Annotated in this window: 12 protein-coding genes and 2 tRNA genes; 11 read left to right on the forward strand and 3 right to left on the reverse strand. The window is 55.6% G+C overall.

Annotated elements, in window-relative coordinates:
• The gene (locus ALMA_RS03790; RefSeq protein ID WP_086106269.1) at positions 1-894 is read right to left on the reverse strand and encodes a metal ABC transporter ATP-binding protein; all 894 of its coding nucleotides are present in this window, start codon (positions 892-894) and stop codon (positions 1-3) included.
• An 88-nt stretch (positions 895-982) separates the two neighbouring features.
• Positions 983-1,969 carry a metal ABC transporter solute-binding protein, Zn/Mn family gene (locus ALMA_RS03795; protein ID WP_094726425.1) on the reverse strand — a complete coding sequence of 329 codons (987 nt, stop codon included), beginning with the start codon at positions 1,967-1,969 and terminating at the stop codon, positions 983-985.
• 225 nt (positions 1,970-2,194) lie between these two features.
• On the opposite strand from ALMA_RS03795, the gene ALMA_RS03800 reads away from it, so the two are divergent.
• The 11 genes from ALMA_RS03800 (at position 2,195) to ALMA_RS08340 (ending at position 15,569) form a co-directional block, all read left to right on the forward strand.
• Positions 2,195-3,070, forward strand: coding sequence for a bifunctional methylenetetrahydrofolate dehydrogenase/methenyltetrahydrofolate cyclohydrolase (locus ALMA_RS03800; protein WP_094726642.1), 876 nt, complete (start codon positions 2,195-2,197; stop codon positions 3,068-3,070).
• Positions 3,071-3,289: 219 nt separating this feature from the next.
• Positions 3,290-4,771 (forward strand): 30S ribosomal protein S1, encoded by a 1,482-nt coding sequence (rpsA, locus tag ALMA_RS03805; RefSeq protein WP_086106270.1) that lies wholly within the window; start codon positions 3,290-3,292, stop codon positions 4,769-4,771.
• 135 nt (positions 4,772-4,906) lie between these two features.
• Positions 4,907-5,572, forward strand: coding sequence for a dephospho-CoA kinase (coaE, locus tag ALMA_RS03810; protein WP_094726426.1), 666 nt, complete (start codon positions 4,907-4,909; stop codon positions 5,570-5,572).
• Between the two features lie 88 nt (positions 5,573-5,660).
• On the forward strand, positions 5,661-7,841 hold the full coding sequence (gene uvrB / locus ALMA_RS03815) for an excinuclease ABC subunit UvrB (RefSeq protein WP_094726427.1): 2,181 nt from the start codon (positions 5,661-5,663) through the stop codon (positions 7,839-7,841).
• A gap of 34 nt (positions 7,842-7,875) precedes the next feature.
• The gene (locus ALMA_RS03820; protein ID WP_094726428.1) at positions 7,876-8,862 is read left to right on the forward strand and encodes a TerC family protein; all 987 of its coding nucleotides are present in this window, start codon (positions 7,876-7,878) and stop codon (positions 8,860-8,862) included.
• Positions 8,863-8,964: 102 nt separating this feature from the next.
• A complete protein-coding gene (pyk, locus tag ALMA_RS03825; RefSeq protein ID WP_094726429.1) occupies positions 8,965-10,407 on the forward strand; it encodes a pyruvate kinase in 1,443 nt (480 codons plus the stop codon).
• A gap of 144 nt (positions 10,408-10,551) precedes the next feature.
• Positions 10,552-10,625, forward strand: a tRNA-Leu gene (locus ALMA_RS03830).
• A gap of 128 nt (positions 10,626-10,753) precedes the next feature.
• On the forward strand, positions 10,754-11,416 hold the full coding sequence (locus ALMA_RS03835; RefSeq protein WP_094726430.1) for an ANTAR domain-containing response regulator: 663 nt from the start codon (positions 10,754-10,756) through the stop codon (positions 11,414-11,416).
• Between the two features lie 122 nt (positions 11,417-11,538).
• Positions 11,539-14,307, forward strand: a complete 2,769-nt coding sequence (polA, locus tag ALMA_RS03840; protein WP_094726431.1) for a DNA polymerase I — start codon at positions 11,539-11,541, stop codon at positions 14,305-14,307.
• 43 nt (positions 14,308-14,350) lie between these two features.
• Positions 14,351-15,211 (forward strand): Nif3-like dinuclear metal center hexameric protein, encoded by an 861-nt coding sequence (locus tag ALMA_RS03845; RefSeq protein ID WP_094726432.1) that lies wholly within the window; start codon positions 14,351-14,353, stop codon positions 15,209-15,211.
• A 178-nt stretch (positions 15,212-15,389) separates the two neighbouring features.
• A complete protein-coding gene (locus ALMA_RS08340; RefSeq protein ID WP_094726433.1) occupies positions 15,390-15,569 on the forward strand; it encodes a hypothetical protein in 180 nt (59 codons plus the stop codon).
• Positions 15,570-15,839: 270 nt separating this feature from the next.
• Here the strand turns inward: ALMA_RS08340 and ALMA_RS03855 are convergent.
• Positions 15,840-15,913: transfer RNA gene (locus ALMA_RS03855), tRNA-Pro, on the reverse strand.
• Between the last annotated feature and the right edge of the window lie 161 nt (positions 15,914-16,074).

The raw sequence follows: 16,074 nt of genomic DNA on the forward strand, positions 1-16,074 counted from the left end.
TTAGTCTTCTTTCGTATCGCAGTCTGATGGAGTATCTGGTGCATCGCCACTATGAGCAGAGTGCCACTGGGCTGCATCCGAAGTAGGGTGCTCATCATGCACAGTGCGCGTGGCAGGTTCCATGGCAGAGTTATGGGTGACGAACATGTCTCCCTGAGGGGTCGTAATCACTTCCACTGTCGTTCCATACAGATGGGTGAGAAGCTGAGAATCCAGCATGTTATCCATGGAGGAGTAGTGCGGGTGGCCGTCGAGGAGATAGACAGCGCCAGTGAGAATGGGCAGGAGCACGTTCAGGTCATGCGCGACCACCTGGATGGTCATGCCCATATCTTTATTCAGTGCAGACAGCAAGGAGACGATGGAATGCTGGCTCGTGATGTCGAGGTTAGCCAGTGGCTCATCGAGGATGAGAAGCTCTGGCTTATTCACGAGAGCCTGGGCTATGGCAGCGCGCTGGCGCTGTCCACCGGACAGCTCGCGGATGCGCAAACGAGACTGCTCACTGAGCCCCACAAAGTCGAGAATGTCCCGCGTGGCCTGGCGCTCCGTGGCGCTCGCAGGAAGGAAACCCCAGCGCGATCCCGTGATACCGAGCAGAACGAAGTCGAAGACAGTGATGTTACTTTCGCTTACCTCTGTATAGTTCTGTGGAACGTAGCCTATGCGCGCGTTATTGCGTCCCGCAGGTGCTCCGAGCACACTCAGCGAGCCAGAGGAAAGAGGAAGAATGCCCAGCTCCGCGGAGAGCATGGTGGTCTTTCCCGTGCCATTCGTTCCCACGATGGCGGTGACGGAACCACGAGGAATAGAAAAATTGCCCTTCGACCAGATAACGCGGTTCGAGCGCTTCACAGAAGCATCCACGAACTCGAGGACAGGAGCATCAGTCATAACGTACACCTTCTGTGCAGAAGTGAGGAAAGATAAAAAGAGGGTGCTGAGCGAAATGACTCGCTCAGCACCCGAGGAAGCAGGACGCTTACTGCGCGCTCGCCGAGCTGGACTCGACAGCCGTGGTCACATCCTGAATCATAGCGGTAATCCACTGCGCGAGAGTGGAGTACTCCGACGGAATCTGCTCGGTGACGTCCACCACAGGCACGTCAGAAGCGCCGGCCGTCTTCGTCAGCATATTCGTGGCATCCGAGCTCTCCTGAGGATTATTCACGAGGAAGGAGATGTCATGATTCTCGATGGCAGTCTGGAACTGCTGCAGGTCTGCCGCAGTAGGCTCCGACTCGTTCGCGCTCGCGTTCGCGTAGCCTTCCGGCGTGGCATCCGTGAGGCCGAGATCCGAGTAGAGGTAGTATGCCACGGACTCGGTGGCTGCGTACTTCACGTCCTTATGGGCAGACTTAAAGGCGTCTATCTTCTGGTCGAGTTCTGTCTCGGACTTCAGCCAGACATCATACTGCTTCTGGAAGTAATCCTTCGAAGCAGGAAGAAGCTGAGCGTACGTCTTACGCAGAGAGTCTGCGACGGCTTTACGCGCATCCTTCGAGAACCACAGGTGTGGATTATCCGACTCGCTGGCACCCACGATGGATGCGGCGTTCACCGTGGTGACGGACTTTTCTGAGGATACAGCCTTCGTGGCCCACTCGTCATAATGTCCGCCATTCACGACGGCTACCTGAGCCGAGGTGAGCTGGGAGACTTCCGAGGTGGATGGCTCGTAATCATGAGCTTCCACAGTCGAACTATTAATGATGGACGTGACCTTTACGTGGTCCCCACCGATTTCCTGGGCGAGGGAGCCCCACTGGTTTACAGAAGCGACCACGGTAAGTGGATCTGTGGCTTTCGCAGTATCCGAGGTGGAGGTGGAGGACTTCGTGTCTGAAGTGTGAGAAGAAGCGCTCTGCGCGCCGCATGCGCCCAGAGCTATCAAGGCCGCGCTTGCTACGACTGCAGCGAGAGAACGGCGGATGAGAGTAATGGTGTCGAAGTTTGGATGTGTGTTCATCTTCACTTGACTCTTTCTACCTTAAAAGTGTTATACACGTGACCTTTTCATGTGTACTATGACATAGTAGCATGAGACGGGTATGAGGAAGGACAGTGAGGAGTGCTGAGAGTGAACAAGGACTTGAGGATAGATGCCGCGTCGGCGAGCCGTACAGATGCGCCGAATGCGCCTGAGATTGCGGATACGCCAGATTCCAGAGAGACTCCCGGCAGCGACACGCCGCTGCGCATCAGTGGCACAGCCCTCGCACATCACATTAAGGCGGAACTCGCCGAGCGTGTCGCAGAGCTGAATGCTCGGGGTGTCGCGTGCGGGCTCGGTACCATCCTCGTAGGCGAGGATCCGGGGTCACTCAAGTATGTAGAAGGAAAACATAAGGACTGTGCAGAAGTGGGCATCGAGTCCATCCGCGTGTCGCTTCCACAGACTGCCTCGCAGGAGGAGATTATCGCGGCGATAGAAAAGCTGAATGCAGACCCGCGCTGCACTGGCTTCATCGTCCAGCTTCCGCTTCCGGAGGGTATCGACACGCTGAAGGTCCTCGAGCACATCGACCCGGCGAAAGATGCGGACGGCATGCATCCTATGAATCTCGGCAAGCTCGTTCTGCACACCCAGCAGCTTCCCGCCACGCCGCTTCCGTGTACGCCTCGTGGGGTTATCGAGCTCGTGGAGAGCGCGGGCATCGACTTTGAGGGGAAAGACGTGTGTGTCCTGGGTCGGGGGATTACCATAGGCCGCACTATCGGTCTGATGCTGAGTCTGAAGGGGAAGAATGCCACAGTGACCACGTGTCATTCCCATACGCGCGATATCGCTGAGAAGATACGCCGCACGGACATCGTCGTAGCGGCTATGGGATCGGCACATTTCGTGAAGCCGGATATGCTGAAGGATGGTGCGGTGACGGTAGATGTGGGCGTGTCGCGCGTGTACGTGGAGGCTGAAGAGCGCTGGAGGATTCGCGGAGACGTGGATCCTGCCTGCTATGCGAAGGTGAGTGCGTACACGCCGAATCCGGGTGGCGTGGGTCCGATGACGCGCGCTATGCTGCTGAAGAACGTCGTGGAGATGGCGCAGCGTTCGGCGCGTGCATAGTTTTCCTGTATCTATGGCCAATTTTCGCTCTATGCGACACGCCCGGATGATGTGGCGGATTTGGCTAGCGGATAGCGTATCCTTAAAAGCGTATATGGCTCGTGGGTGACACAGGTCATGTGCCCGTCGCTGGATACTGTGCTCCTTTGGGAGTACGGTATAAAGAAACGGAAAACTGAAGAACGATATCTATCCGTTAAGTCAAAGAAAATTATTTTAATGACAGATAACACAAACGAAATCCAGAAGGTCGCCATTAACGACATCGGCACCGAAGAGGATTTCATCAAGGCAGTCGACTCCACCATCAAGAACTTTGATGATGGTGATCTCGTAGAAGGTACCGTAGTTAAGATCGATCACGACGAGGTTCTTCTCGACATCGGCTACAAGACTGAAGGTGTGATTCCTTCCCGCGAGCTTTCTATTAAGAAGGACGTGGATCCAGATGATGTCGTCGAAGTAGGCGACACCGTCGAGGCACTTGTCATCACGAAGGAAGACAAGGAAGGCCGTCTCATTCTTTCGAAGAAGCGTGCACAGTACGAGCGCGCTTGGGGCGACGTGGAGAAGATTAAGGAAGCTGATGGCGTGGTCGAAGGTACCGTCATCGAAGCTGTTAAGGGTGGTCTGATCGTAGACATCGGTCTGCGTGGCTTCCTGCCAGCATCCCTGGTCGAAATGCGTCGTGTTCGCGACTTGGCTCCATACATCGGCCAGACCATTCAGGCTAAGATTCTGGAGCTGGATAAGAACCGTAATAACGTGGTTCTGTCTCGTCGTCAGTACCTCGAAGAGACCCAGTCTGAAGTGCGCGAGACCTTCCTCTCGCAGCTTAAGAAGGGCCAGATTCGTGAGGGCGTTATTAGCTCCATCGTTAACTTCGGTGCATTCGTCGATCTCGGCGGTGTCGATGGTCTGATTCATGTTTCTGAGCTGTCATGGAAGCATATCGACCACCCATCCGAGGTAGTGAAGGTCGGCGATAAGGTCACCGTCGAGGTTCTCGACGTGGATCTCGATCGCGAGCGCATCTCCCTGTCCCTGAAGTCCACCCAGGAAGACCCATGGCAGCGTTTCGCACGCACCCATGTTCCTGGACAGATCGTGAAGGGCAAGGTCACCAAGATCGTACAGTTCGGTGCATTCATCTCTGTGGATGATGGCATCGAAGGTCTCGTACACATCTCTGAGCTGGCTAACCGCCACGTAGAGAACCCAGAGACCGTGGTCAAGCCTGGTGATGAAGTATTCGTTAAGGTGATCGACGTGGACCTCGACCGTCGTCGTATCTCCCTGTCTCTGAAGCAGGCTACGGATTCCGTGGATCCAGCTTCTGAGGACTTCGACCCAGCTCTGTATGGCATGCCAGCAGAGTATGACGAGAACGGAAACTACAAGTACCCAGAAGGCTTCGACCCAGAGACGAACGAATGGATCGAAGGCTTCGAGCAGCAGCGTGAAGAGTGGGAAGCTCAGTACGCAGCAGCTCATGACCTGTGGGAAGAGCATAAGGTCTTCGCAGCGAAGCAGGCTGAACTTGCAGCAGCTTCCGCTGAGGCTGACGGTGTAACGGAAGAAGCACCAGCAGAGGTAGAAGAAGTATCGAACTACAGCTCTGCTCCAGCTTCTGAGGGCACCCTCGCAGCTGATGATCAGCTCGCCGCTCTGCGCGAACAGCTGCTCAGCGAAAACAACTAAGCGCCTTCACACGTTTAGTCAGGTTTTAAAACTGTAAAAAAGTTTTATTGCTTAAGCGAAAAAGGGGACATGCACGGTATTCCGGTACCGTGTGTGTCCTCTTTTTATAGTCTTTTCTCTAGAATGAGAGATATCATGACTCATTTTCTTCGCATAGGCATCACGGGCGGCATAGCCGCGGGAAAGTCCACGGTCAGTGCGCATCTGCACGCACAAGGATATCCTGTCATCGACTATGACGTGCTGGCCCGCGAGGTTATAGAACCGGGCAGTGCACTTCTTACCCAGATAGAGCAGGAATTCGGTCCAGAGTCCATCGCTCCAGACGGCACGCTGAACCGTGAGTGGATGGCAGAGCACGTCTTCACAGACTCTCACCAGCGCGACACGCTGAATGCGCTCGTGCATCCGGCAGTCTATGCGCTCGCAGCTCAGAAAGAAAAAGCTGTGCGAAAAGAGGGGCAGAACGTCGTTATTCATGACATTCCTCTTCTCGTCGAAACGCGAGAGACGGCACTGCGTATCCTCGGTCCAGCATGGTCACGGACGAAAAACGACACGCCGTATGACCTCATTCTCACCGTAGAAGCAGATGATGCCACGCGCATCCAGCGCATGGTAGACGCGCGGGGGATGACCGCTCAGCAGGCTGCATCACGCATCGCCGCGCAGCTACCCAGCGAAGAGCGAAAAGCAGCAGCGGACATATGCATCGACTCGACACGCCCGATGAAACAGATGCTCCTCGACGTCGATGCGGCTGTCGATGCGGCTCTGAAAGATACCCTCGACAAAACGTGAAAATGACACGCCGCAGGAAGCGGACGAATTGACCTCGCGCCACGCGCACGAACACACGCGCATAAACACACTCAGCAGAAAGACAGACATGAGCACCCAGAGCCTTACAGACACCTTCGGCATCGAACGCATAGATAAGCCCTTCGAGGTGAAGTCTCCGTATACGCCGTCCGGCGACCAGCCGAAAGCTATACGCGAGCTGGCAGACCGCATAGAAAACGGCGAGACGGACGTGGTACTCATGGGCGCCACAGGCACGGGTAAGACGGCTACGACAGCCTGGATGATCGAGCGTCTGCAGCGCCCCACGCTCATCCTCGAACCGAATAAAACTCTCGCCGCACAGCTCGCCGCAGAATTTCGCGAACTCATGCCGGATAACGCGGTGAACTACTTCGTCTCCTACTATGACTACTACCAGCCGGAAGCGTACATCCCGCAGACGGATACTTTCATCGAAAAGGATTCGAGCATTAACGATGACGTGGAACGCCTGCGTCACGCCACGACGGCGAGCCTGCTGACACGCCGAGACTGCGTGGTCGTGGCCACGGTCTCCTGCATCTACGGCCTCGGCACGCCAGAAGAATATGCGCGGCAGATGCTCTTCCTGAATCGCGGGCAGATCATCGAGCGCGACGACCTGCTGCGCACTTTCGTGAACATGCAGTATAAGCGTAACGACATCGAGTTCGCGCGCGGTACCTTCCGCGTGCGCGGCGACACCGTGGAGATCATCCCCGTGTATGAGGAGCTCGCCATCCGCATCGAGTTCTTCGGAGACGAGATAGACCGCATCTCCACGCTCCACCCTATTACCGGAGATGAGATAGCGGAGGAGGACTCCATTCACATCTTCCCGGCGACGCATTACTCAGCGGGGCCGGAGCGTCTCGCGCACGCCATCGGCACTATCGAAGAGGAGCTGGACTGGCGTCTGGGGCAGCTGAAGAAGGAGAATAAGCTACTCGAAGCGCAGCGCCTCGAGCAGCGCACGCGTTATGACATCGAGTCACTGGAGCAGATAGGCACGTGCTCGGGCGTGGAGAACTACTCGCGGCATTTCGATAACCGCGCGGCCGGCACGCCGCCGCACACACTGCTGGACTTCTTCCCGGATGATTTCCTGCTCGTCGTGGATGAATCCCACGTGACTATCCCGCAGATAGGTGCCATGTATGAAGGCGACGCGAGCCGCAAGCGCACGCTCGTGGAGCATGGATTCCGTCTGCCGTCGGCCATGGATAACAGGCCGCTCAAGTTCCCGGAGTTTCTCGAGCATATCGGGCAGACGGTGTATCTGTCCGCTACGCCGGGGGACTACGAGATGAACCTCTCGAACGGCGTCGTCGAGCAGATTATCCGCCCGACGGGCCTGCTCGACCCTGAAGTGCAGGTGCGTCCAGTGGACGGTCAGATCGATGACCTGCTGGCTGAGATTAAGGACCGCATCGCGCGCGACGAGCGTGTGCTCGTGACCACGCTGACGAAGAAAATGGCCGAAGACCTGACCGATTACCTTCTCGAACGCTCCATTAAAGTGGAGTATCTGCACTCAGATGTGGATACGCTGCGTCGTGTGGAGCTGCTGCGTGAGCTGCGCGAAGGGAAGATAGACGTCATCGTGGGTATTAACTTGCTGCGTGAGGGCCTCGATCTTCCAGAAGTGTCCCTCGTGGCCATCCTCGATGCGGATAAGGAAGGCTTCCTGCGCTCCTACCGCTCGCTCATCCAGACCATCGGCCGCGCGGCGCGAAATGTGGCCGGCACCGTTATCATGTATGCGGATAAGGTCACGGATGCCATGGATAAGGCCATCGAGGAGACGAACCGTCGCCGCGAGATTCAGATGGCATATAACCAGGAGCATGGCATCGACCCGCAGCCGCTGCGTAAGAAGATCAGCGATGTGAACGACATGCTGGCGAAGGAAGATGTGGATACGGCTGAGCTGCTGGATAGTGGCTACCGCTCCGAGCCGTCTGCTGATGGTCGTGGCCGTGCTGGCAAGGCAGGGAAGGCCGGGGCTGCCAGCTCTACGAAGACTGGTGCTGGCCGCATAGCGCTTCTCGACGACGCTGCAGCTCAGGAGCTTCAGCAGCAGATAGCCGACGGCTCTCTGCCAGCTCAGGACCTGGCGAACCTCATTCGCGAGCTGTCCGAACAGATGCATACGGCTGCTGAGCAGCTGCAGTTCGAACTGGCTGCGCGTCTTCGCGACGAGATCCGAGACTTGAAGAAGGAACTTCGTCAGATGACTCAGGCATAATAGGGTGCAACCGAGAAGAAAGAGAATGTAGAGTATGAGTGAAACTCCCGTCTGGTTTATGGCTATTACGCTCGTGGTCCTGGCTGTATTTTTCGTCGTGGACCTCGTGCTCATAGGCCGCCGTCCGCACATCCCGAGTACGAAAGAATGCGTGCAGCACATCGCCTTTTTCGTGTGTGCAGCGCTCGTTTTCGGCGCTCTCATCTGGGCTGTGTCCGGCGCGCGTCCGGCTGTCGAGTTTTATTCCGGCTGGCTGACTGAGTATTCGCTGAGTGTGGATAATCTGTTCGTCTTCGTTATCATTATGGCCAATTTTTCTGTTCCGAAGACGATTCAGAAGTACGTGCTCTCGGTGGGTATAGCTTTGGCTCTCATCCTGCGCGGTATCTTCATCCTCGCAGGCGCAGCCATCCTGGAGCGCTTTACGTGGGTGTTCTACATCTTCGGAGTCTTCCTCATCTATACAGCAGTTAAGCTGGCTCTGGGGGAGGATGATGACGACGAGTATAAAGAGAATGCTCTCATCACTCTCATGCGCAAAGTAGTGAAGATGGTGGATTACTATGACGGAGAAAAGCTACGCACTTCTGTGGATGGAGTGAAGTACTTCACACCTATGCTTGTGCTCTTCGTGGCTATCGGTACCACGGATGTCATGTTCGCCTTTGACTCTATTCCAGCTATCTTTGGCTTAACAAAGGATCCCTTCATCGTCTTCACCTCGAACGTCTTCGCGCTTCTGGGTCTTCAGCAGCTTTACTTCTTGCTCGGAGCTCTCCTCGATAAGCTCGTGTACCTGCCGCTGGGCCTGTCTGTCGTGCTTGGATTCATAGGTATCAAGCTCGTCCTCGAAGCCATGCATGCGAACACGCTTCCGTTTATTAATGGAGGACAGGACATTCATGTGGTTCCAGAGATTCCTACGTGGCTGTCTCTCGTGGTCATCATCGTGTCTTTGGGGACGGCCTCGGCGGCCAGTATCTGGAAGATGAAAAAGCTCGAAAAGAGCTCGAAACGCTGAGGAAAGTGGACTCGTGTCTAAAAGTACGCTCGCCCCAGTAAACTGTATTATGTGAAATATGGGCATAGCCCATTCCGTCTAGAAAGAAACAGGTAGGCATTCATGCGCAAGGCAAAGATTGTCGATACTATCGGTCCAGCTTCCTCCGCTCTTGAGACTCTCAAGGAGATGGTCGGCGCTGGTATGAACGTGGCTCGCATTAACCGTTCCCACGGTACTTTCGAAGAGCATATGAACGTTTATAATAACGTTCGCCAGGCTGCTAAGGAAACTGGTAAGAACGTCGCAGTACTCGTTGATCTGCAGGGTCCTAAGATTCGTTGTGGCTGGGTCGAAGAAGATGCTAATGGTGATGATAAGGTATGGCTCGAGCAGGGCCAGGACTTCGTCATTACGACTGATGAAGTAGTGGGTAATAAGGAACGCGTGTCCACCACCTTCAAGGGTCTGCCAGGAGACTGCCACCCAGGAGATCCTATCCTCATCGATGATGGTAAGGTACAGCTCGAGGTCGTTAAGGTCGAGGGTAACGAGGTACACACGAAGGTCGTCGTAGCTGGCCCAGTATCCTCCCATAAGGGTCTGAACCTGCCAGGCGTAGCAGTATCCGTACCAGCTCTGTCTGAGAAGGACGAAGAGGATCTGCGCTGGGGTATCCGCACCGGTGCTGACATCATCGCTATGTCCTTCGTGCGTTACGGATCGGACATCGAGCGCGCTCACGAGATCATGGACGAAGAAGGCCGCCGCATCCCAGTGGTCGCTAAGATCGAAAAGCCACAGGCTGTAGAGAACCTCGTAGACATCGTGAAGGCCTTCGATGGCATCATGGTGGCTCGTGGCGACATGGCTGTAGAAATGCCATTCGAGCAGGTTCCACTGATCACGAAGCGCTGCATCGAGCTCGCTCGTGCATATGGTAAGCCAGTCATCGTGGCTACCGAAGTACTCGGCTCTATGGTGAAGGTACCAGTACCATCCCGTGCAGAAGCATCTGACTGCGCAAACGCAGTACTCGACGGTGCAGATGCTACCATGACCTCGAACGAAACTGCTGTAGGCGACTACCCAGTTATCGTCGTGAACACCATGGCTCGCCTGTCTAACTACGCTACTGAGCACGGTTACGACCGCATCCCAGCTATTAAGGATGAAGAGTTCTCCACCACCGCAGCAGTGGCTCACGCAGCAGTACAGCTCGCTGATAAGGCACAGGCTAAGGCTATCGTGGCCTTCACCAAGTCCGGCGAAACCGTACACCGCGTATCCGCAGAGCGTCCACAGGCTCCTATCTTCGGTCTGACCACCGACGAGCACACCAAGTGCTGGCTCGGCCTGTCCTGGGGTACTGAAGGTGTAAAGGTAGACACCGAGTACCATGGTCTGTCCCGTAACGAGCTCATGGCTCTGGCAGACAGCACGCTGAAGGCGAACGGTAGCGTAGAAGATGGCGACACCATCGTTCTCATCGCTTCTGCTCCATCTGCTAGCGAAGCTGGCTCCACCGACTCTGTGTACGTTCACACCGTCGGCGCACGCGACTAGTATTCAGACATACTGAAGCGTTCTGCTGGGGTGTAGTTCTGTAGATGCTATGCATGAACAGAACTACACCCCAGTGGTGTGCCTGAAAGCGAACACGCGCTACTTGCTCAGAAGCAAATATCTGTGTAAGCTAATTCAGGTACTGCCCCGGTATCCCAATTGGTAGAGGAAACAGCCTCAAAATCTGTGCAGTGTGGGTTCGAGTCCCACCCGGGGCACTGAATGAGGTCTCAAAGGGGAGTTCTCAGAAGACTCCTCCATGAGATCACGTTTATAACTACTGAATAAACTGAATAAAGACAAACTGGTGCAGTCATGGACATGTGACTAGGAGGGTGTAACTATCATGGCAACTACACAAAACACCAAGCGTACCGTAGTCGTAGCGGAAGATGAAGCGCTTAACCGCCTGGACATCATCGAGTCTCTGAACGATGGTGGATATGAGGTTGTCGGCGAAGCAGCAAATGGTCAGGAAGCAGTGGACATCGTCCGCGAGAAGCATCCAGACATCGTCGTCATGGACGTAAAGATGCCAGTGAAGGATGGCATCACGGCTGCTCGCGAGATTAATGAAGAGTTCCTCGCTCCTGTGGTCATGCTCACTGCATTCTCGCAGAAGGATCTCGTGGCTGAAGCTATCGACGCCGGTGTGATGGCATACGTGGTCAAGCCATTCGTTCCAGACCGTCTCTTCCCAGCTCTCGAAGTCGCCTTTGGTCGCTTCGAGCAGATGGAGAAGCTGCGCGAACGTATGGGCGAAGGCTCTGCTGAGGGGACGTCCGCAGCTGCAGAAGATGAGATAGCAGCACTACGTGAGCAGGTGGAAGACCTGAAGAATCGTCTCGAGTCCCGTAAGCATGTGGACCGTGCGAAGGGTCTGCTTATGGAGAACATGGGCCTGTCTGAGCAGGAAGCATTCCGCTGGATTCAGAAGACATCCATGGATCGCCGTCTGACCATGCTCGAAGTGGCAGACGCTGTCATCGCCCAGATAGAAGGCGAGTAAGCGACACGCTGAGGGGGCGCTACAGCTGTGTACAGAATGGGGCAGGAGAGTAGATTTCCTGCCCCATTCACGTATCTGAAGAGACCGGTCGCGTCGTACCGCCCGACCCGTACCATAGAAGCATGGTTTCACGTCTTTTAGTTATCGATGGTCACTCGCTCGCGTTCCGCGCGTATTTCGCTCTGCCAGCGGACGGCTTTTCCACGTCTGCAGGCCAGGCCACGAATGCGCTGTATGGTTTTACTACCATGCTCACACAGGTGATTACAGATATTCAGCCTACGCACATCGCTGTGGCCTTCGACGTGAAGGGCGGTACCTTCCGTAACGAGATGCTGCCTGAGTATAAGGGTACGCGCAGCGCCGTTCCAGAAGACCTCCTCAGCCAGATTCCGCTGCTCCATGACCTGCTGGACTCGCTGAACATCTCGTACGTGGAAAAGCAGGGGTATGAAGGCGATGACGTCATCGCTACGCTCGCCACGCGCGGGCGCGATGAGGGATTCGACAGTGTCTACGTGGTTTCGGGAGACCGCGATGCCTTCCAGCTTATCGATGAGACGATTACAGTGCTGTATCCAGGTCAGCACTTTAAAGACTTGAAGCACATGACTCCGGATGCTGTGTTTGCAAAGTATAAGGTCTGGCCATCTCAGTATCCAGACCTCGCAGCGCTGCGTGGGGAGACCGCGGATAATATTCCGGGTGTTCCCGGCGTGGGGGATGGTTTTGCTGCGAAGTGGATAGACCAGTATGGTGGTCTCGACGGCATCCTCGCACACGCGGACGAGATTAAGGGGAAGAAGGGGGATGCTCTGCGCGAGAACCTCGATCAGGTGAAGCTGAACCGCCGCGTGAATGCTCTCGTGCGAGATGTGGAGCTGGATGTCCAGCTGAGTGATTTCACCATTCTGCAGCCAGATTCTGCGAAGGTAGATGCTGCTTTGGCTGCTTTCGAGTTTGGTGCGAACTTAAAGCGCCGCGTGTATACGGCACTCTCGCTGTGCGCGGGGGCGTCTGAAGAGGATGTGCAGAAGGCGCAGTTCAGCTCGGCGAAGCGCGGATCGACCTCGAGTGGCGCGGCTGAAGATGCGGAGGATATGACCGAAAGCCTGGATTTCGACGCTGAGGCGCTGCTGCAGAACGTGCAGCTCGCGCCGAGCTTTGCTGAGTGGGCTGCGAGCGTGGGCGAGAGCATGTGGACCGTCTACGCGCATGGCGGCCGCGTGACGTTTGCCGCGCGCAGTGGACTGGCTGTGTGTGTGAGTGCGGATGCACTGGATGCGTCGGTTCAGGATTTTGTGCGTTCTCACGACGGTCAATTCACCGTTCACGGGCTGAAGTCTCTCCTGCATAGCGTAACCTCGAGCGGCGTAGAGCTTCCTGACCCAGTCATGGACACGCAGCTGGCAGCGTATCTGCTCAAACCAGATAAGGATGAGTATATTCTCGAGGATCTTCTCGCTGAAGATGCACATGTGCAGATGGAGGAGCAGGATTCAGCGGAGACGAGCGTCCAGGGGGAACTGGACTTCGATTTCGATGCTGATGCAGCGGACTTAGATGCTGACCTCGAGGATGCGAAGAGAGCCATGGCAGTGCTCATCCTCTCGGATGTGTATATGGCCACGCTGAAAGACCGTGGCGAGCTCAGACTTCTCCATGATGTCGAAATCCCTATGTCGAGGGTTCTGTACGAGACGGAAAAATTGGGAGCAGCGGTCGATACTCAGCGTCTGAGCCAGATGCTCGCTACGTTCAGCGCGGATGCCGAGCAGGCGCAGACTATAGCGTGGCAGCAGGCGGGGCAGGAGATTAATCTCCAGAGTCCGAAGCAGCTGCAGACGGTGCTGTTCGACGACATGGGTCTGCCACCGACGAAGAAAACGAAGTCCGGCGGCTACACGACGAACGCGGCCGCTCTACAGGAGCTCTACCTGCGGTCTGCGGGAAACGAGCGGGCGAATACCTTCCTCGGCGCGCTGCTCAGACACCGTGAGATAAACAAACTCAAGCAGATCGTGCAAACGCTTTCGGATGCTGTCCGCGCGGACGGGCGCATTCACACGACTTTCGAGCAGACAGTGGCTGCGACGGGACGCTTGAGCTCGACCGAACCGAATTTGCAGAATATCCCGAACCGTAATGCGCTCGGACGCGAGATACGCAGCGCTTTCGTCCCATCCGAAGGGAACGTGGCGCTGCTCTCGGCAGATTATTCTCAGGTGGAGCTGCGTCTCATGGCGCATCTGTCCGGAGATGAGGCGCTTATCGAGGCCTTTAAGTCGGGTACGGATCTGCATCGCTACGTAGCATCGCTCGTCTACGGGGTGCCGGTGGAGGATATTACGCCAGATCAGCGTTCGCACATTAAGGCGATGAGCTATGGTCTCGCGTACGGGCTGAGCACGTATGGGCTCTCGCAGCAGTTGAAGATCTCACCGGCCGAAAGCGATATTTTGAAGAATAAATACTTCGACACCTTCGGAAAGGTGCATGACTACCTCGAGTCTCTCGTGGCGGAGGCGAAGCGTAAGGGGTATACCGAGACCATGTTCGGTCGTCGGCGCTACTTCCCAGGGTTGCGCTCGTCGAATCGTCAAGTGCGTGATGCTGCAGAGCGTGGTGCGCTGAACGCGCCTATACAGGGGTCGGCGGCAGACATTATGAAGATAGCCATGCTGAAGGCGGATGCTGCGCTGCGCGCAGAAGGCGTGCGTTCGCGCATTATCCTGCAGATTCATGATGAACTTGTGGTGGATGTGGCAGCTGGTGAAGAGGATGTCGTGTCTGCACTCGTGAAGAATGCCATGGAGCATGCTGTGGAGCTGGCTGTTCCTCTGGACGTGTCCACAGGGCTCGGAGCAGACTGGCAGCAGGCCGCACACTAAAGCGTGCGTGCTCAGATGAGGTGTATGGGAAGGAGAATGTGGTATGGCAGTGACTCTCGGTGAGATGGTGGAGGTGCTCGAGACGCTCTATCCGCTCGAACTCGCAGAAAGCTGGGATGAGCCGGGACTCATCGTGGGAGACCCGAGCTGGCCGGTACGGAAGGTGTACTGTGCCGTGGATCCTACGGAGGAGACTGTGCAGGCTGCTGTGGATGCTGGGGCGGACCTGCTCATCACACACCATCCGCTCTACTTTCGTGCTACGCACACGGTAGCAGGATCGACCTTCCGTGGAGCCATGGTGACGACCCTTATAGAGAATCACTGCGCGCTGTGGGTGGGGCATACGAATGTGGATTCGGCCGTGCGTGGCCAGGGGTTTGCCTTCGTCCATGCACTGCGCCAGTGGGGGCTGGACGTGGTGGACGAAGGGCCGCTGGTGCCGAGCTCTACTCTTGAGGGATGTGGCCTGGGGCGTATGCTATCGCTCGTTTCGGCTGCAGAAAACGACGACGAGGTGACTCTGAAAGACTTCGCGCGCGCTGTCTCCTGCATTCTTCCTGCCACCGTATCCGGAGTGCTCGTCAGCGGTGAGCCGGAGCGCGTAGTGCATCGTGTGGCAGTGCTCCCGGGCTCAGGGGATTCGGAGATAGCTACTGCACACGCTGCTGGAGCGGATGTGTATGTGACCAGTGATTTGCGTCATCATCCTGTGCTGGACGCACGCCAGGAGACGGGGATGGCATTCATCCAGACTCCGCATGCGGCCATAGAAAAGCTCGTTTTCCCGATCCTTGTGGAGGATGTCTCTGCTGCGCTGACTGAGCGCTTCGGGCAGGAGGGGAGTGCTGTGCGCTTCGAGATAACTGAGCTGAACACGGATCCGTGGGATATGCGACTGTAGGTGATGTGGTCTGGTTTTGGTTCCGCGTTTCGTGACACGTTCCTTCCTCAAGGATCACACGCACATACTCTCCATTCCAGATTGATTACAATAAACTAGGTAAATATATTTACGAAAAAGCTTGGAATAAGGTGGCAGATTTGCTAAAGAAATACGCCGAGAAAGAGGTTAAGGATAATTGAACAAGCTCATTCGTTTTTGCTGTGAAGTGGCGACATTCGGCTTGACGGTTGCCTTAATCGCGATACTGGTTGCCTTAATGTGGGATGGCACACTTGCTATTAGAGTTGGTTTTACCTCTTTTGTTATTGGTGTCACAGTGATATCGTTTAAGGCCGTCCGACGAAGGAGTGATTGAATTTTGTTTGGTTCAAGTCATTAGTCGAATATCTCACGTTGGGTGACTATTACTGATCTCGGTCAGTAATAGTCACTTCTTTTTTATGAAGGAAGATTTCCATACCAGTCGCTACACATAAACACCACGACGTGATGAGCATAAACCTCTAAAAACAGGGGCCCCGCAAACACACACAATATGTCCTATAAGCCGCCGCGGGGGAAGGCGAGAGAAAAAGAAGAAGATAACATAAAACCTCACATTTCTGTGAGGTTTTATGTTCATTTGTCGGGCTGGCGGGATTTGAACCCACGACATCTTGTACCCAAAACAAGCGCGCTACCAAGCTGCGCTACAGCCCGAGTGTTTGCTAAGCTTTGCTCAACGAGAGATAACTATAGCGCGAATCGTCGTCGAGCGCCACTCGGCGTGTCGCACTCGACGCTACCGGGCGAGTGCGACGGTGAGCACGACGGTGAGCACGACGACGCGGTCAGTGTCGTAAGGGCGCGGAATAATTGAA

This window comes from Alloscardovia macacae, from assembly GCF_002259705.1.
Lineage (GTDB): Bacteria > Actinomycetota > Actinomycetes > Actinomycetales > Bifidobacteriaceae > Alloscardovia > Alloscardovia macacae.